Source organism: Aeromonas sp. Prich7-2 (genome assembly GCF_017939255.1).
Taxonomy (GTDB): domain Bacteria; phylum Pseudomonadota; class Gammaproteobacteria; order Enterobacterales; family Aeromonadaceae; genus Aeromonas; species Aeromonas caviae.
This window is the reverse complement of sequence record NZ_JAGKRI010000001.1, coordinates 1-18093: the sequence shown is the minus strand read 5'-3', so window position 1 is coordinate 18093 and position 18093 is coordinate 1. Positions and strand designations below refer to the sequence as shown.

At 64.8% G+C, this 18093-nt stretch carries 14 protein-coding genes and 1 tRNA gene; 2 read left to right on the top strand and 13 right to left on the bottom strand.

Annotated features, from left to right (window positions below; translation table 11 throughout):
* Nucleotides 1-182: 182 nt before the first annotated feature.
* The 9 genes from J9892_RS00075 to ltnD form a co-directional block, all read right to left on the bottom strand.
* Nucleotides 183-1583, bottom strand: coding sequence for an OprD family outer membrane porin (locus tag J9892_RS00075; protein ID WP_010673291.1), 1401 nt, complete (start codon nucleotides 1581-1583; stop codon nucleotides 183-185).
* Between the two features lie 680 nt (nucleotides 1584-2263).
* Nucleotides 2264-4201, bottom strand: a complete 1938-nt coding sequence (locus J9892_RS00070; protein WP_210537742.1) for a methyl-accepting chemotaxis protein — start codon at nucleotides 4199-4201, stop codon at nucleotides 2264-2266.
* A gap of 59 nt (nucleotides 4202-4260) precedes the next feature.
* On the bottom strand, nucleotides 4261-5151 hold the full coding sequence (locus tag J9892_RS00065; RefSeq protein ID WP_198497910.1) for a DMT family transporter: 891 nt from the start codon (nucleotides 5149-5151) through the stop codon (nucleotides 4261-4263).
* Between the two features lie 90 nt (nucleotides 5152-5241).
* A complete protein-coding gene (locus J9892_RS00060; RefSeq protein WP_198497911.1) occupies nucleotides 5242-6747 on the bottom strand; it encodes a gluconate:H+ symporter in 1506 nt (501 codons plus the stop codon).
* Nucleotides 6744-7718, bottom strand: coding sequence for a D-erythronate dehydrogenase (gene denD / locus J9892_RS00055; RefSeq protein WP_244812407.1), 975 nt, complete (start codon nucleotides 7716-7718; stop codon nucleotides 6744-6746). Before denD ends, J9892_RS00060 begins: the two co-directional genes overlap by 4 nt.
* Nucleotides 7719-7729: 11 nt before the next feature.
* Nucleotides 7730-8503 carry a 2-oxo-tetronate isomerase gene (gene otnI, locus J9892_RS00050; protein WP_049636736.1) on the bottom strand — a complete coding sequence of 258 codons (774 nt, stop codon included), beginning with the start codon at nucleotides 8501-8503 and terminating at the stop codon, nucleotides 7730-7732.
* On the bottom strand, nucleotides 8500-9132 hold the full coding sequence (locus tag J9892_RS00045; protein WP_049636735.1) for an aldolase: 633 nt from the start codon (nucleotides 9130-9132) through the stop codon (nucleotides 8500-8502). Before J9892_RS00045 ends, otnI begins: the two co-directional genes overlap by 4 nt.
* A complete protein-coding gene (gene otnK, locus J9892_RS00040) occupies nucleotides 9125-10375 on the bottom strand; it encodes a 3-oxo-tetronate kinase (RefSeq protein WP_113978554.1) in 1251 nt (416 codons plus the stop codon). The genes J9892_RS00045 and otnK overlap by 8 nt, the downstream gene beginning before the upstream one ends.
* On the bottom strand, nucleotides 10372-11280 hold the full coding sequence (gene ltnD, locus J9892_RS00035; protein ID WP_113978552.1) for an L-threonate dehydrogenase: 909 nt from the start codon (nucleotides 11278-11280) through the stop codon (nucleotides 10372-10374). The genes otnK and ltnD overlap by 4 nt, the downstream gene beginning before the upstream one ends.
* A gap of 256 nt (nucleotides 11281-11536) precedes the next feature.
* On the opposite strand from ltnD, the gene J9892_RS00030 reads away from it, so the two are divergent.
* On the top strand, nucleotides 11537-12325 hold the full coding sequence (locus J9892_RS00030; RefSeq protein ID WP_113978551.1) for a DeoR/GlpR family DNA-binding transcription regulator: 789 nt from the start codon (nucleotides 11537-11539) through the stop codon (nucleotides 12323-12325).
* 41 nt (nucleotides 12326-12366) lie between these two features.
* Here J9892_RS00030 and J9892_RS00025 read toward each other — a convergent pair whose 3' ends face one another.
* Both J9892_RS00025 and J9892_RS00020 read right to left on the bottom strand, forming a co-directional pair.
* A complete protein-coding gene (locus J9892_RS00025; protein ID WP_084202561.1) occupies nucleotides 12367-12522 on the bottom strand; it encodes an entericidin A/B family lipoprotein in 156 nt (51 codons plus the stop codon).
* Nucleotides 12523-12538: 16 nt separating this feature from the next.
* Nucleotides 12539-13597 (bottom strand): PQQ-dependent sugar dehydrogenase, encoded by a 1059-nt coding sequence (locus J9892_RS00020; protein WP_113978549.1) that lies wholly within the window; start codon nucleotides 13595-13597, stop codon nucleotides 12539-12541.
* Nucleotides 13598-13765: 168 nt separating this feature from the next.
* Here J9892_RS00020 and J9892_RS00015 point away from each other — a divergent pair, with 168 nt between their 5' ends.
* Nucleotides 13766-15430: a SulP family inorganic anion transporter gene (locus tag J9892_RS00015; protein WP_113978547.1), complete on the top strand. Its 1665-nt coding sequence runs from the start codon at nucleotides 13766-13768 to the stop codon at nucleotides 15428-15430.
* Here the strand turns inward: J9892_RS00015 and ppk2 are convergent.
* Both ppk2 and J9892_RS00005 read right to left on the bottom strand, forming a co-directional pair.
* A complete protein-coding gene (gene ppk2, locus J9892_RS00010) occupies nucleotides 15427-16251 on the bottom strand; it encodes a polyphosphate kinase 2 (RefSeq protein ID WP_113978546.1) in 825 nt (274 codons plus the stop codon). The two genes, J9892_RS00015 and ppk2, sit on opposite strands and share 4 nt — an antisense overlap.
* A gap of 469 nt (nucleotides 16252-16720) precedes the next feature.
* Nucleotides 16721-16797: transfer RNA gene (locus J9892_RS00005), tRNA-Arg, on the bottom strand.
* Between the last annotated feature and the right edge of the window lie 1296 nt (nucleotides 16798-18093).

The window sequence follows — 18093 nt, the reverse complement described above, 5'->3', positions numbered from 1 at the left end:
GTTGGACAAACAGGCAGAGCAGTTCAAGTTACCCGCCCGCCGAGAACGAAGTTACCCAAGGTGCATCAAAGCCAAACCACAGAAGTATGCGACGAGAAAACCTAGTAAAAACAATGCCAGTCAGGCTTAACTGACTGGCATTAGGGCCAGAGGCCCGGTTTTCGGTCACGTCAGATGCCTGATTACATGATGGTGAACGGCATGATGATGTGGAACTTGACGTCATGCTCGGAGCTGAACATGTTCGGGTAGTACCAGCTACCCTTGTCGTCCTGTTCGTTGTTGTAGTCGGTGTAGTGCAGCTTGAACAGGGTGCCCTTCAGCTTGCCGTCCTGCACTGTGTACATGACGTCGAAGTTGGCTGCCCACTCTTTGCCACCTTCCAGGGACTTGTCGCCGTTGTTGGCATCCCAGCCGTAGGCACCGGAGACACCCACGCCCCAGCCCGGTGCACCCACCAGATCATCCAGGGAACGAGTCACGCCGAAGAACAGGGCCTTCTCGTCGTTGTGGTTCCAGTCGGAGCGGGAATCCCACCAGATTTCGTTCGCGCCCTGGGAGTTGCCGTAGCCGCGGGTCAGACGGGGCAGGTAGTTGCCCAGATCCCCTTCAGCCTTGGTCCACAGGCCTTCCAGACGGAAGCCATAGGGGCCGGCTGCCCAGCTGGCGGTCAGGGCTTGTTGCCAGGCCAGGCCGTCATAGTCGCTGTTCTCGGTGTCGGAACCGTAGAACTGGTAGCTGGTGTTCAGGCCACCCAGTACGTCGAACTTGTGGGCCAGCTTGAAGTGGTAGCTGTCCATGTAGCCTTCGGACTGACCGAAGCCGGCGGTGACGGCAGTGCCGTTCTCGAAGGTGTAGCGAGCGGCCAGACCGTGGATGTAGTCGATCTTGTTCGCATCGGTGAAGGGATCGCTGGCATAGGGGCTGCTCTTGGAGAAGCCTGTGGTGTTCTTGAACCAGGGAGCCTTGTACTCGTCGGCGATGGCATAGGTCAGGTAGAGGCCGCCGAAGGTGCCTTCGATCTGGCCACCACGGTAGGTACCGGGTTGATAGGACCAGTTGACGCCGAGGATGCCGGGTACATAGAGCTGGGTGTAACCACCCTTGGCGGTGACCGCGTCACCGAACTTGAATTTCAGGGCGGCGTTGGAGAGGCTGAAGCCGTTCTCGGGAACGCCGTCACCACCTGAACCCCACTTGTCGCCCCAGAAGGAGAACTCGTTCTCTTCGTTGACGCCATTGCTCTCGTCAACGGCCAGGTCGTAGGCACCGAAGCCGCCCACGTCGACGCCGACCACACCCCATGCATAGCCGGAGTTGAAGTTCAGGGCTGCCTGGGTGGTGGCATGGCTCAGGTTGGAGTGGTATTTGCCATCCTGACCCGGACCGGCCTGGACGCGATCACGCTCACGCTGGAAGTAGAACAGGCCACCGGTGAGCTTGCCTTCGTCGATGAAGGCACTGTAGGACTTGCCGTATTCCGGGCTCATCATGTCTTGAGCGGCGAACGCCATGCCGGGTGCGACCAGTGCCGCGACCACGGCAGCACTCAACGCGGCGCGCTTGAAGATCACTTTTTCCATTTGTTATTGCTCCTGATTTTATGGACTTAGCTTTTTTATCCGGCAGCCGGGTAGGCACCCGCCGCTCGGTATTGGCATTGCAATCAACACCCCGAAGGGCAAAAAAATGGTTCTCTGTCGTGCCCTTGTGCCTGATGCCTTGGCGCATCGGTCGGGGCTATCTGCATCGTTACAGTCGTTATTTTTTGGCTGTCGATCCTTGGCGATCTGACATCACCAAGAGTACGTTCGCGGTGCGAAATATCAATGTAAAGTTCCCGGCAAGTTTCAAAAATATGACCGAGTGCAAATAATCATGATTCTTGGTGTGGGCACTCCCAGGCCACTCATGTCGGCAATGACAGCGCTTTCATGGTGATTTCACCGTTCTCCTGCGCAGATCTTGCCGTCAAGGCAGAACTTTCTTTGTTAACCCGGTGGCAACATATAATTTTGTATCACAAAAAAAGATGAGTCCGGCGGGATGCCCACTGTCGTGAGCGTGAGCCGTTGCCCCGACAGACAGGGGGACCAGAGATGTGAAAGGGGTGAGGGAGCCTGTGACTGAATGGATGAGGCAACCCGTCATCGCCCGTGAGGACATGACGGGAGCATCAAGAGAAGGGTTGCGGCAAGGCCGTACCGCGGGCAGGTAGACAGGGAGCGCGCCCCGGGTCTGGTGCGAGCCAGACCCGGGGTTATCAGGCCTGGCTCAGGATCCGGGGGATCTGCTGGGCCTGGTGGTGGATGTGCTCGGAGACCTGCACCGAGAGACGGCTGCCCTGACGGGCGTGCTGGCTGATGCGGCCGATGAGGGCGGCGAAGCTGGCGAGCCTGTGCTCCTGGCTGCGGGCGTTGTCGGCCCCCTGCAGCGCGATGACGGCGGTGCTGCGCGCCATCTCCCGCACCGTCTGGGTGGTCTGGCGCAGCTGTTCGGCCTGCTGGCGCTGATCGGCGGCCTCCGCGGTGATGCGGGACAGCACGGTGGCGAGCTGATCCCCCGCCTGGGTGAGGCTCGCCAGGATCTCGGTGATCTGGCCGAGGGAGCGCTGGGTGTCGGCGGAGAGGTGGCGCACCTCGTCGGCGACGACCGCAAAGCCGCGTCCCTGCTCCCCGGCGCGGGCCGCTTCGATGGCGGCGTTGAGCGCCAGCAGGTTGGTCTGCTGGGAGATGTGGCCGATGACGTCGACGATGGCGGTCACGTCCTCCACCGAGCGGGTCAGCTGGGCCAGGGCCGCGCTGCTCTCGTCGATGGCGAGCCCGGTCTGGGCGGTGGCCGTCAGCATGCCACCCACCAGCTGCTCGCTCTGGGTCATGGAGTGTTCGTTGTGCTGGGCGTGCTGGGCGATTTCGGCGGCGACCTGGTGCACCTCGCTGGCGAGCTGGTTGAGCTCCTGCATCATGGTGTCGCTCTCGTCCACCGCCTGCTCCGTGGTGCGGGTGCTGTGATGGATCTCCTGCACCTGGGCCACCATCTCCTGCAGGCTGGAGGAGACGCTGGAGAGCTGCCCCGCCTTCTGCTGCTGATCCTGTTGCAGCCTCTCAATGAGGCGGTTGTAGCTCGCGACTATGTCCGCCAGCTCGTTGCGCTCGCGCCCCTGGGCCAGCAACTGGGCCTGACCCGTGGCATCGAGCTGCAGGAAGGCGGCCCGCAGCCGCAGCAGGGGGCTGACCAGCCAGCGGCGCTGCACCAGGGCGAACAGCAGGGCCACCACCACCAGGCAGAGCGCCAGCACGCCGAGCACCGTGGCCAGTTCCCGGTTCACCGTCTGGCGGGCGGCAGCGAGCCGCTCTCCCAGCTGTTCCCCGGCCTGCAGTAGCTGGCTGATGTCCTGCTGCACCATCTGACGCGCGGCCTGCTGCTGTTGCAGCGCCTTGCGGCTGTTCTCGAGCTCCTGGGGATAGCGTTTGAGCAGGGAGGTCAGCTCGGCTTTGGGCTGATCCCCGAGCTCCTTGCGCTGCGGCTCTCCCAGGGTGAACTCGTCGGCCGGGGCCTCCTCGAAGAGAGCCAGGCTCGGCAGGGCCGCCAGCTTGTCCGCCTGTTTCTGCAGGGCCGCCAGTTCGAATTGCAGCCCCTCCAGCAGCTTGGGGCTGGCCTGCTCCATGTAGTTCTGGCGCTGGTGGGCGAGGGCGGGCAGGGCGGCCAGTATGTCGACGGCCCCCTGACGATACTGCTCGGCGAGCGCCGGATCCCGCCCGGCGGCGGCCCCCTGCTGGCCATAGCGCAGCAGGGCGCGGGCCTGGGTGGTCAACTCGTTCTCGGCATTTTGCAGCAACCACTGGCTGTTGCCGGAGAGCTTGCCCGCCGCCAGGTAGTCGCCGTCGATACGTGCCCCCATCTGTTCGAGCCGGGCCCGCAGCGGGCCGGTCAGGGTGTCGTCCTGGCTGGATAGCAGCGCCAGCGCCTGCTGGCGTACGCCCTGGGCCTGGGCCAGCAGCAGGGGATCCCCGCTGCCGAGATAGTCGCGAAGCGCCCCCTGCAGCGGACCGCTCAGTTGCTGTTGCAGGCGCTCCTGCAGACGCTGGGCCTGGGCCGAGTGGTTGAATTGTTGCCAGCCCTGATAGAGGGCGGCGGCCTGAACACCGGCCACCAGCAACAAGACGAGGGAGGAGAGGGAGGCAAAATGGGCAATTTTCACTTTTCAGTCCTGCTTGAACCACGCAATGGGCGTGAGCTTAAGCAGGCCTGATGGCGTTTTTATGACAGAGGCTCTGCAACTGGCTGAGTCTTCGGTGTTTTCACCAGCAGGCCCAGCAGGGCGCCGCCCATGATAAGGGCCCCCGCCAGCAGATGGCGCGGGGTGAGCGCCTCGCCGTTGAGCCAGACCAGCAGCAGGGTGCTCAGCAACGGGGTGAGGTAGGCGAGTGCGCCGATGCGGCGCGGATCCCCGTCCCGGAGCGCCAGATACCAGGTGACGAAGGCCGCCCCCATGGGGCCGAGGGCGAGCCCGGCGATGAGCAGCCAGTCACCCTGGGGGATCCGGGCGAATGGCAAGGGGCCTTCCAGCATCCATGCCAGCAGCAGGGCCAGGAGCCCTGCGGGCAGGCAGGCGGCGGCCGTGATCACGGCGGGAGCGGGAGGCAGGCGGCGGGAGAGCACGGAATAGGCGCCCCAGACGATGGCGGCGCCGAGCGCCAGCAGGTAGCCGGGCAAGTGGGCCTGTTGCAGTTGCAGGTGACCATCGACCATCACCAGCACCGACCCCGCGAGACCCAGGGCCCCGGCCAGCAGGTGGTGCAGGCTCAAGGGGTGGCCCGGCAGCAGCAAGGGGGTGAACAGGATGATGCACAGCGGCCACAGGTAGTTGATGAGGTTCGCCTCCAGCACGGGGGCGTGGCGAAAGCTTGTGAACAGCAGCAGGTGATAGAGCAGCAGGGCCGTGATGGTCACCAGCCAGGTGAGGGGGCTGGCGCGCCACTGGCGCCAGAATGGCAGGGTGCCCGCCCCGCAGAACAGCAGCACCAGCCCGACCAGCACCAGCGGCGAGACGCTGGTGATCCGGGAGGTGAGCGCGGCGAGGGAGGCCCACAGCAAGATGGTGAGCAGGGCAAAACCGGTGGACTTGTCCCACCAGGAAGACGCAGGCATCCAACACTCCTTTGCAAGATGAATGAACGAAAAAGAGGGCCAGTCTAGCAGACTGGCCCTCGTCACACAGCGTTGCCGTGACGGTGCGGGTTATGACTCCCGGCTCGGGACGACCCCTGCCGCCGGGGCCAGGGACTGCCCCTTGACGTACCAGACGATGAGCGCCAGCACCAGCAGCGGCAGCACGGGGTCGAACCAGGTGCCGCCGGAGCCGAACATCAGGTTCAGCAGGGCGACGCCGGTGCCGCCGATGGCCCAGGCGATGGTGGTCGGGATGGACCAGACGATCATCTGCTGCTTGACGTCGGAGATCCCCATCATGCGGTTGACCACCCAGAACAGGCTGTCGTTGAAGTAACCGAAGAAGAGCGACCCCATGGTGGCGGCCTGGGCGGCCAGCAGCATGTTGACTCCGGGGATCTGCGCCAGGATGGGGGCGGAGATGGAGGCTGCCGTCACCATGGCCACGGTGCCGGACCCCTGGATGAGGCGCACCAGGGTCGCCACTATGAAGGGGATCAGGATGGGGGAGATGGGCAGCTGGGCGATCTGCTCGGCCAGTTGCTGACCCGCACCGCTGTCGCGCAGCACGGCTCCCAGCGCCCCGCCGGCACCGGTCACCAGCAGTATGATGCCGGCGGATTGCAGCCCCTCTTCCAGGCGGGCGGCGGTGGCGTGCCTGTCCATGTGCGGGACCAGGGTGTAGACCGCCAGCAGCACGCTGATGGCGAGCGCTATGATGGGGGTGCCGATGAAGTTGATGCCCTGCACCAGGGGGTTCGCCATCAGGCCGTCCATGCCCTCCAGGGTGGCCAGGGTGGTGAAGATGGCCTTGACGAAGATGAGCACTATGGGCACCAGGATCGGCAGCAGCGACAGGGTCAGGCTCGGCAGGGTCTTGCCCTCCTTCTCCTTGAGGTACTGCTCATAGGTGGCTTGCAGCTCGTCCGGGGTCTGGGCGGCCTGGGCACCGAACTCGGGGTACTTCTTGTCGAGCCACTGGGCGTAGAAGACGATGCCGAGCACGCAGGGGATGGCCAGGGCCATGCCGGTCAGCAGCATGGCGCCGATGTCCACGCCAAACAGACCGGCAACCCCCAGCGGGCCCGGGGTCGGCGGCACGGTATGGTGGGTCACCACCAGGCCGCCCGCCAGCGCCACCCCCAGGGTGAGCAGGGAGCGCTTGCCGCTCTTCGCCAGCGCCTTGGCCACCGGATAGAGGATGACGAAGGCGGAGTCCACGAAGATGGGGATGCTGACGATGTAGCCCGTGATGGCCAGGGCCCACTCCTCGCGGCGCTTGCCGAGCCACTTGATGAAGCTGTAGGCGATCTGTTCGGCGGCGCCGGAGACCTCAAGCAGGCGACCCATCATGACCCCGAGGCCAATGACGATGCCGATGCTGCCGAGGGTGGAGCCAAAGCCCTGGGTGATCACGGTGAGGGTCTTGTCGATGCTCATGCCGCCGGTGATCCCGGCGATGCAGGCCGCCGCCAGCATGGCGATCAGGGCGTGCACCCGGGTGCGGATGACCAGGAACACCAGCACGAAGACCGCGATGATGAGACCGATGATGGGGGTTGGGATGTCGCTCATGATGCCTCCTGCATGTCATGGGTGATGAAACTGTCGATGATGTCGGCAAACGTCCTGTCTGCCGCGAAACCGAGGGCGCTGGCCCGCAGGTTGTCGATGCGTCCCGGCCAGCTCGCCACGATGCGCTCGATGGCCGGATCGGCGGCAAACTGCACCCGATCCCGGGCCGCCTGGCCACCGACCCGTGCGAGGGCCTCCAGCATTTCGCCGACGGTCACGCTGATGCCGGGCAGGTTGATGCTGCGGGCGTCACCGGTGGCGGGAAGTCTGGCCGCCAGCAGGAAGTTCGCGACCACGGTGGCGGGGCTGGAGAGCCAGAGGCGCAGATCCGGGCTCACCGGGCAGATGGCGCTCTCCCCTTGCAGCGGCTCGCGGATGATGCTGCTGACAAAGGAGGAGGCGGCGCGGTTCGGCTTGCCCGGCCGCACGCAGATGGTGGGCAGGCGCAATACCAGACCGTCGACGAAGCCCTTGCGGCTGTAGTCGTTGACCAGCAGTTCCCCCATGGCCTTCTGGGCGCCGTAGGAGGAGGTGGGGGTGAGCGCCGTGCCGTCATTCACCAGCTCCGGCAGCGGGCCGCCATAGACGGCGAGCGAGCTGGTGAAGACGAAGCGGATGCCCGGCCGGGCATGGCGGCACGCCTCCAGCAGGGTGCGGGTGGTGTCCAGGTTGACCTGCCAGCCCAGATCGAAATCCTGCTCCGCGTGGCTGCTGACGATGGCCGCCAGGTGGTAGACCACGGCGGTCCGCTCGCTGATGAGGGACTCGGCGACACCGGCTTCGGTGAGGTCGGCCCGCAGACAGCGAACCCTGGGGTCCGGCAGAGGGGATTGCGGCTGCTGGATGTCCACCAGCAGCAGCTCGGTGAAGGGGTGGGGGCCTTGCAGCAGGGCCCGGGCCAGTTTCTGGCCCAGGAAGCCACCGCCGCCGGTGATGATGATCTGCATCTTGTTATCCTCAGACTCGTTCATGTTCAGGGTCGTTATTGTTGTGTCAGCCAGGCCAGCCCTTCCCGGGTGCCGGCTCTGGGGTTGTACTCGCAGCCTATCCAGTCGTGGTAGCCCGCCTGCGCCAGCACCTTGAACAGGTGGGGGTAGGCGATCTCCCCCTCGTCCGGCTCGTGGCGATCCGGCACCGAGGCGATCTGGACGTGGCCGATGGCCGGGCCCAGCTTGCCGATGAGACGGGTGAGATCCCCGTCCATGATCTGGGCGTGATAGAGGTCGAGCTGCACCCCCACGTTGGGTCTGTCTATCTCCTGCACCAGGGCCAGGGCGTCGAGCTGGTGGGCCAGGAAGTAGCCGGGTACATCCCGATCGTTGAGGGGCTCGAGCAGCACCTTGATGCCGTCTTCGGCCAGGAAGTCGGCGGCGAAGCGGATGTTGTCGGTCAGGGTCTGGCGGTGGGCCGAGAGGCTATGAGCAGGGTCTACGATGCCGCTCATGGCGTGTACCTTGGTGCAGCCGAGCGCCAGGGCATAGTCACGCACGCTTGGCAGGTGGCCGCGAAACTCCGCTTCCCGCCCCGGGATGGCAGCCATGCCGCGCTCCCCCGCGCCCCAGTTGCCCGGCGGCATGTTGAACAGGGCCTGGGAGAGCCCCTGCTCGCGCAAGCGGCGGCCCAGCTCTGCGGCCGGCCACTCGTAGGGGAAGAGGAACTCCACCGCCTCGAAGCCTGCGTCGCGGGCGGCGGCGAAGCGCTCCAGGAACGGCACCTCGGTAAACAGCATGGTGAGATTGGCGGCAAACTTGCTCATGGTTTCATCCTCCTCAATTCATCAATTTCGGGTTCGCTCAGGTAGCGGATGGCGTGGCCATGGAGCATCAGTGCCAGGCGCGCCGTCTCCTCCAGCTCTTCCATGTTGTTGACCGCATCCACCAGATCCTTGCCCGTCACCACGGGGCCGTGGTTGGCAAGCAGGAAGGCGTTGCCTTCGGGGGCGTGGCGCCCCAGCTCCTCGGCGATGCGGGCATCCCCCGGTTTGTAGTAGGGGATGAGCGGCAACTGGCCGACCCGCATCACGTAGTAGGGGGTGAAGGGGCGGATGACGTTGGCCGGATCCAGCCCCTCCAGACAGGAGAGGGCGGTCAGGTGGGTGCAGTGCAGGTGTACCACGGCCCGGCAGTCCGGATTGTTGTGGTAGATGGCAAGGTGGAAGGCCACCTCCTTGGAGGGGCGATCTCCCCCCAGGTGTTCCCCCCGCAGATTGACGTGAGAGAGCCTGTCGGCGCTGAGCCGTCCCAGGCAGGAGCCGGTCGGGGTGGCGATCAGGGTACCGTCCGGCAGCAGGGCGGAGAGGTTGCCGGCGCCCCCGGTGGCATAACCGCGCTGGAAGAGGGAGGCCCCCAGCATCACCATGGTGTCGCGCAGTGCCTGTTCAGTCATGGAAGTACTCCTGAGCCTTGTCGAAGAAGTCGTCGCTCCCGAAATTGCCGGATTTGAGGGCCAGCGACAGGGGGGCGTCGATGGCCCGCACCCAGGGCACTCCGGGGGCGATCTGCGGGCCGATGTGGAACGCCTTGACGCCAAGGGCTTGGGTGACCCGGCTCGAGGTCTCGCCACCGGCGATGATGAAGCGGTCCACGCCGGCGCCTTGCAGCAGTTGGGCTAGGCGGGCAAAGCAGTGTTCCACCGCATCGCTGGCCGCCTGCTGGCCGTGGGTTTCCTGAATGCGGGCCAGCTCCGCCGGGCTGGTGGTGGCGTAGACCAGCGGCGCCGGGGTCCGGGGCTGGTCCAGTACCCAGCGCGCCAGCTCGGCCGGGTAGTCGGCCTCTTCGAGGCAGCGCACCACATCCAGCGCCAGGGCAGGAGCGTGCTGGCGATAGCGGGCCACCTGACGGTTGGTCATCTCGGAGCAGGAGCCCGACAGCACCGCGGCGCGGGTGCCTCTGGGCCAGCCCGCCTCGCGGGCACCCTGCAGATCGCCGCTGCCAAGCTGACGGGCCAGGCCGATGGCGAGGCCGGATCCGCCGGTCACCAGGGGCATGTCGAGGGCGGCGGTGGCGATGTCCAGCAGGTGCTGCTCGGTCAGGGTGTCGACCACGGCGTAGCGCACACCAGCTTGTGTTAGCTGCTCAAAGGCGTCGGCAATGGCGGTGGCACCCTGTGCGATGGTATTGAACGGCACCAGACCGGCGCGGCCCTGGGCCTGTCCCTCCATCAGCCGCAGCAGGTTGCTGTCGGTCATGGGGGTGATGGGGTGGTGGCGCATGCCGGACTCGGCCAGCGGCTGGGTCCCCACGAAGAGGTTGCCCTGATAGACGGTGCGACCATTCACCGGCAGGGCCGGACAGATCAGGGTGAACCGGCTCTCCAGCGCCGCCAGCAGGGCGTCGGTGACGGGGCCGATATTGCCCGCCGCCGTGCTGTCGAAGGTGGAGCAGTACTTCTGGTAGATGCGCGGGCAGCCGCGGGCCTTGAGCCAGTCGAGGGCCGCCAGGGAGTCGCGCACCGCTTCGCCTGCGGGACAGGAGCGGCTCTTGAGGCTGATCACCACGGCATCGACCCCGGTCAGATCCGCCGCTGCCGGGATGCCGGCAAACTGGATGGTGGAGAGGCCGTTCTCCACCAGGAAACCGGCGATGTCGGTAGCGCCGGTGAAGTCGTCTGCGATGACACCGAGTTTCATAGCAGTTCCTCCTGACCCGGCAGCTGGATGCCGGAGAAGATCTTGATGACGGCGCTGTCATCTTCCTGGCCGTACCCTGCGTTGCTGGCGCCGAGGAACATGTTCAGCGCCGTGCTCGCGAGCGGCAGCGGGAAGCGCAGCGCCTTGGCGGTGTCGGCCACCAGGGTGAGATCCTTGACGAAGATGTCCACTGCGGAGCGGGCCTGGTAGTCACCGGCCAGCACCCGGGGCATGCGGTTTTCAAACATCCAGGAGTTGCCGGCGGCATGGGTCACCACGTCATACATGAGATCCAGGGACACGCCTGCCCGGCTGGCCAGCGCCATGGCCTCGGCGGCAACGGCTATGTGCACCCCGGCCAGCAGCTGGTGGATGATCTTGACCGTGCTGCCCTGGCCCGGCTCGCTGCCGACCCGGTAGACCTTGCCGGCCACCGCATCCAGCACCGGGGCCAGCTTGTCGAAGGCGTCGTCTGAGCCTGCGGCCATCACCGTCATCTCGCCGGCATCGGCCTTGATGGCACCGCCGGAAACCGGCGCATCCAGCATCGGCAACCCCATCAGCGCCAGCTCGGCAGCCAGGGCGCTCGCCTCTTCGGCGGCGATGGTGGAAGAGACCATGATGGCGGTGCCCGGTTTGAGGTGGCGAGCCAGCCCCGCTTCGCCGAGCAGGATGCGGCGCACCTGGGTGGCGTTGACCACCAGCAACAGCACCGCATCGAGCGTCTCAGCCAGGGGCCTGGCATCGGCCATGACGGCGGCGGCACCGGCCTGCTGCAACTGGCCGCGAGCCTGTTCGCTGATGTCGATGCCATAGGTGGTGAGCCCAGCCCGCAGGCAGGAACGGGCGGCGCCCATGCCCATGGCGCCCAGGCCGATGACCGCAACATGATAGGGAGTGCTCATCTCGTGATTCCTCGATTACGACTGATGAGCCGATAGTAGAGGCTTGCGGCGATGAAATATCAGGCAGTCGTCACAAAAAATAACTTAATTGATGTTAATTTTTGTTATTTGAGAGAGTTGAGATTCTTTCGAGTCAAGTTTTGGCGTTTTTTGTGTGAATAAATGTGATTTTTGAGCCCGTTGCAGGTTATTTATCATTTTTTCCCAGGTCGCTGGGGTAGAATGGCGCCTTCCCTTCCCCGAGGCGCGAGGCAAGATGATTCCCGTAGAGCGACAGCAACGTATCCTGCAACTGCTGGCAGAGCGCGGCGTGGTCAGCATAGTGGAGCTGACCGACTGGTTGCAGGTCTCCCACATGACCATCAGGCGCGACATCCAGAAGCTGGAGGAGCAGGGGCGGGTTCTCTCCGTCTCGGGTGGGGTCAGCCTCTCCCAGCGGATCAAGAGCGAGCCCTCCCACGCCGCCAAGCGCAGCCTGATGCAGGGGGCCAAGCTGGCCATTGCCCGGCTCGCCGCCGCCCAGGTGAGCGAGGGGAGCACCGTCTATCTGGATGCCGGTACCACCTCCCTGGAGCTGGCCCGGGAGCTGGCGCTGCGGGAAGACCTGATGATAGTGACCAACGACTTCATGGTCTGCGCCTACCTCATCGAGCACGGCCGCTGCCGCCTCTATCACACCGGGGGCCAGGTCATTCGCGAGAACCAGTCCTGTGCCGGGGAGGCCACCGCCCACTTCCTGCGCAACCTCCATCTGGACGTTGCCTTCCTGTCAGCCTCCTCCTGGGACAGTCAGGGGATCTCCACCCCGAGCGAACAGAAAGTGCCGGTGAAGCGGGCCGTGGTGGAGTCGGCGGCGACCCGCATCCTCATCTGCGATTCGTCCAAATATGGCAAGGTGGGGACCTTCAACGTGGTGAGCTGGGATGCGATCGATCAGGTGATCACCGACGAGCAACTGCCCCAGAGTGCCCGCGAGGCGCTGGCCCAGCACGGGGTCAGGGTGACCATGGCGCCGCTGGCCAGCCTGGCGGTCAGCGCCGAGTGAGGGGGCCTCGTCCCTGAGACTGGTCAGGGACGGGCCCCGGGTCAGCGGCTGCCTGCCGCCGGCTCCTCCGCCAGGTTGGCTGAGCCCTGGATCACCTCCCCCGCCTTCTCGATGTCCCGTCCCATCCCGTGGATGGTGTTGCAGCCCAGCAACCAGAGGCTGGCACAGAGCACCAGCAGCATGCGATTCGCGTTCATCCTTCCTCCTTGCATCCTATGGGGTCAGTTTGAGCAGGCGTCCCTGACCCGAGTCCGTCAGCAGATAGAGCGCGCCGTCGGGGCCCTCCTTGACGGTACGGATCCGCTCCCCCAGATCGGTCAGCAACCGCTCCTGTGACACTATGGTGTCCCCGTCGAGGCGCAGGCGCAACAGGGCCTGGCCGCGCAGGGCGCCGACCAGCAGATCTCCCCGCCACTCCTTGAACAGCCCCCCCTGATAAAAGGTCATGCCCGAGGGGGCGATGGAGGGCACCCAGATCCAGCGCGGCGCCGTCAGGCCCGGCGCGCTCTGGCCCACGCCAATCTTGCCGCCACCGTACTCTTCGCCGAAGGTCACTCTGGGCCAGCCGTAGTTGTGGCCGGGCAGGATGAGGTTCACCTCGTCCCCGCCCTGGGGGCCGTGCTCGTGGGCCCAGAATTGCTGACTAACCGGGCGCAGCGCCGCCCCCTGCATGTTGCGATGGCCCAGGCTCCAGATCTCCGGCAGGGCCCCCGCCGTCTTGACGAAGGGATTGTCGGCGGGCACCCGGCCATCCCTGTGCAGGCGCACCGTCTTGCCGAGGTGGTTGTCCAGCGTCTGGGCCCGCGCCCGCTCGCTGTAGCGATCCCCCAGGGTGATAAAGAGATAGTCATCCATCAATACCAAGCGGGAGCCGAAGTGAGCGCCACCGGCGACCTTGGGCTGCTGGCGAAACAGCAGTTGCCAGTCGACCAACGCATCTTTTTGCAGCCGGGCCCGGGCCACGGCGGTGCCGGCGCCGCCGTCCCCCGGCTCGCTGTAGCTGAGATACACCCAGCCCTCGCCGTCCAGGGCGAGATCGAGCAGCCCCCCCTGACCCGCGGCGGCGAGGGGGGGCAGGCCCGAGATAAGGTGGCGCTCGCCGCCGGCGTCGATGCGCAGCAGGCGGCCCGGGCGCTCGCTGACGAGGTAGCCGCCATCGGGGAGAAACGCGAGCCCCCAGGGGTGGCGCAGCTCCCCCGCCACTTGGGTCAGGGTCAGCGCCCGCACCGGGAGCGCCAGGCAGACAAGCAGCAGGGCAAGCAGTCGCAACATGGGGGATATCCTCTCTCTGGCCAGGCCTGAACGTCGCTGAAGTATAGGGGAAGGGAGCGGGAAAACGTGAGACACAACAAGCTATTGCATCACTTCGCCGCCTACACTTCACACTGTCATCAAGGCGAATAGTGCGCCAGCCCGGACCCGGGATAATGGAGGATTCAGATGTCATCACTTGCGTCGGCGCCTGGGCGCCTCCTGTCCGATCTGCTGGCCGGCGTCACCGCGGCGGCCGTGGTGCTGCCCAAGGCCATGGCCTATGCCACGGTGGCGGGGCTGCCGGTGGCGATCGGTCTCTACACCGCGTTCGTGCCCATGGTGATCTACGCCTTGCTGGGCTCTTCCCGGGTGCTCAGCGTCAGCTCCACCAGCACCCTGGCTATCCTGACCGCCACCCAGCTCGGACTGGTGGTTCCGGACGGCGACCCAGGCCGGCTGCTCATTGTGACGGCCACCCTGACCCTGATGGTGGGGGCCATGCTGATGCTGGCGGCCGCGCTGCGGCTCGGCTTCATCGCCAACTTCATCTCCCTGCCGGTGCTGGTGGGGTTCAAGAGCGGCATAGGGCTGGTGATCATCCTCGACCAGCTGCCCAAGCTGTTCGGGGTGCACCTCCAGAAGGAGAACTTCTTCCTGGATCTCTACCACCTCGGCCAGGCGCTGCCCCAGACCTCCTGGCTGACCCTGGGGGTCGCCCTCGCCACCCTGGTGGTGCTGGTGTTCATGGAGTGGCGCTTTCCCCACTCCCCCGCCCCCCTGCTGGGGGTGGGTGTCGGCATCGCGCTGGTGTGGGGCCTCGGCCTGAACGAGGCGGGCGTCGCCATCGTCGGGAGCATCCCCACCGGCCTGCCCAGCCTGACGATGCCGGATCCGACCCTGGTGTTGCAGCTGCTGCCGGGGGCGGCGGGCATAGCGCTGATGAGCTTCACCGAGACTATCGCCGCAGGGCGGGCCTTCGTGGGGAAGGAGGAGCCCGAGATCAATGCGAATCGGGAACTGGTGGCCACCGGGCTGGCCAACCTGGGGGGCGCCTTCTGCGGCAGCATGCCGGCGGGGGGCGGCACCTCCCAGACGGCGGTGGTGCGCTCCGTCGGGGGCCTGAGCCAGCGGGCCTCCGCGGTCACCGCCGCGATGGCGCTGGCCACCATGATCTTCCTCGCCCCGCTGCTCTCCTGGCTGCCGAGCGCCACCCTGGCGATGGTGGTCATCGTCTACTCGGTGGGGCTCATCCAGCCGGGGGAGTTTCGCAAGATAGGGCAGATCCGCATGATGGAGTTTCGCTGGGCCGTCATCGCCTGCCTGGGGGTGCTGCTGTTCGGCACCCTGGAGGGCATAGTGGTCGCCATCCTCGCCTCCCTGCTGGGGCTGGCGAGCCAGACGGCGCACCCCAGGGTCTATGTGATCGGCCGCAAGCCCGGGGAGGATGTGCTGCGCCCGCTCAGCGAGCAGCATCCCGATGACGAGACCATCCCGGGCCTGCTGATCCTGCGCCCGGAGGGGCGCCTCTTCTTCATCAACGCGCAACACGTGGCGGCCCAGGTCCGGCAGCTGACCGAGACGCACAGGCCCGAGGTGGTGGTGCTCGACATGAGCCGGGTGCAGGACGTGGAATACTCGGCCCTGATGATGCTGATGGAGGGGGAGCGGCAGGTGCGTGACAAGGGGGTCACGCTCTGGCTGGCCGGGCTCAACCCTGGGGTGCTCGAGAACGTGCGCCGTAGCGGGCTGGCCAGCCAGCTGGGGGAGAGCCGCATGCTGTTCAATGCCAGGGCGGCTATCCGCCAGTATCGGCAGGGCAGGGGTGAGCCCGGGCTCACCCCGCTTGCCTAGAAGCGCTCCGGAATGATGCGCAGGGGGTGTTCCGAGGGGGCGGCCTTGCCTATCTTGCGCCTGGGCAGCTTGACCGGCTCGGCCGGCAGCGCCTCGTAGGGGATGTGCGACAGCAGGTGGGAGATGATGTTGAGGCGCACCCGCTTCTTGTCCTCGGAGCGGGCCACGAACCAGGGGGCCCAGGCGGTGTCAGTGGCGATGAACATGGCATCCCGCGCCCGGGTGTAGTCATCCCAGCGGTTGAAGGACTTGATGTCCATGGGGGAGAGCTTCCAGATCTTGCGACCGTCGTCGATGCGATCCCGCAGCCGCCGCTCCTGCTCCTCTGGGGTCACCTCCAGCCAGTACTTCAGCAGTATGATGCCCGAATCGACCATGGCCTTCTCCACCATGGGGGTGCCTGCCAGGAATTTGTCGCTCGCCTCCTCGCTGCAAAAGCCCATGACGCGCTCCACGCCGGCCCTGTTGTACCAGCTGCGATCGAAGATGACGATCTCGCCCGCCGCCGGCAGGTGGGGGATGTAGCGCTGGAAATAGAGCTGGCTCTTCTCCCGCTCCGTGGGGGCGGGCAGCGCGACGACGCGAAAGACCCGGGGGCTGACCCGCTCGGTGATCGCCTTGATGGTGCCCCCCTTGCCGGCCCCGTCGCGCCCCTCGAACACGATGCAGACCTTGAGCCCCTTGTGCACCACCCACTGCTGCAGCTTCACCAGCTCCACGTGCAGGCGGCGCAGCGCCTTTTCGTATGCCTTGTTGCCGAGGGGCTTCTGCTCCTCGACCACGACCGGCTGTTCAGCCCTGGATTTTTTTTTGCTGCCCATGATGTCCTTCTTGTGTCTCAAACGGATGGAGAGTGGCCGTCATCCCGGACGGCGCCCTTCAAGCGTAGATGACGACGCCGGCTCGCCGTTGGCGGCGAGGGCAGAGGGTGATCGGGATCATGGGTGGGCAGGTGGACGGCGAGCCCTTGCCCCGGTTGTCGCCATCCCCACGGGGCTGGGGCCGCACTGCGCACAGTGCTGGCGGGGGATGATGAAGGGGCCAAGAACGACCAAGGGGTTGGCATCTTGCGATGCCAACCCCTTGTTTTGTATGGCGTTCCCGACTGGAGTCGAACCAGTGGCCTGTCCCTTAGGAGGGGATGGTTATAAGAGCTTTTAAATAAAAAATATTGTTAAAAAACAATGAGTTAAGAGTTCTTATGGATTTGAATAGCGCTGAAATAGCGCAAAATAATGTTTGCAAGGCATGCAGAAATGCATTATTGGGTGGTGAGATGAGGTTACGAGATGGCGTCCCAGGCAGGATTCGAACCTGCGACCTCGCCCTTAGGAGGGGCGCGCGCTATCCAGCTGTGCCACTGGGACGTGCGCGCATTATATAAAAATACTAATAAAAATAAACAGCTAATGTCATCGCCAGCGACCACTGAGGTGCAGTTCGGCCCATTTTCAGCCGACAATCGCCGTCACTGGATGAGCAGATCTCCATTTCACGATACCGATAATCTGTTCGCCAGCGGCTATTAAGGTGCAGATCGCCTCGTTGTCAGCTGACAATCGCTGCCTGCCAGGGTCAGAATTCCATTTCACGATACCTGTAGCTGTTCGGGCCAACGGGTACTCAGGTGCAGATCGGCCCGCTGACCCGTTGTCAGCCGACAATCGCTGCCTGCCAGGGTCAGAATTCCATTTCACGATACCTGTAGCTGTTCGGGCCAACGGGTACTCAGGTGCAGATCGGCCCGTTGACCCCGTTGTCAGCCGACAATCGCTGCCTGCCAGGGTCAGAATTCCATTTCACGATACCTGTAGCTGTTCGGGCCAACGGGTACTCAGGTGCAGATCGGCCCGTTGACCCCGTTGTCAGCCGACAATCACTATCTGCCAAGGTCAAAATTCCATTTCACGATACCTGTAGCTGTTCGGGCCAGCGGGCACTCTGATGCAGATCGGCCCGTTGTCAGCCGACAATCGATGTTTGCTGGGGCAAGAGTTCCATTTCACGATACCTGTAGCAGTTCGGGCCAGCGGGTTTTCTGGTGCAGATCAGCCCGTTGTCAGCCGACAATCGATGTTTGCCAGGGGCTGAGTTCCATTTCACGATACCTGTAGCTGTTCTGCCCTCGGGTACTCAGGCGAAGATTGGTCCGTTGTTGTCAGCTGACAATCGATGTTTGCCAAGGGCTGAGTTCCATTTCACGATACCTATAGCTATTCCTGCCTGCTGGGGTCTGGCACAGATAACCCTGTTGTCAGCCGACAATCGCTGCCTGCCAGGGTCATAATTCGATTTCACGATACCTATAGCTATTCCTGCCTGCTGGGGTCTGGTGCAGATAACCCTGTTGTCAGCCGACAATCGAGTTCGCTGGGGTCAGATTTCCATTTCACGATACCTGTAGCAGTTCCGGCCAGCGGGTTTTCTGGTGCAGATCAGCCCGTTGTCAGCCGACAATCGAGCTTGTTAGGGGCGGGATTTTCATTTCACGCTACCTGTAGCAGTACCGGCCAGCGGGTACTCTGGTGCAGATCAGCCCGTTGTCAGCCGACAATCGATGTTTGCCTGGGCCAGCATTCCATTTCACGATACCTGTAGCAGTTCCGGCCAGCGGGTTTTCTGGTGCAGATCAGCCCGTTGTCAGCCGACAATCGATGTTTGCC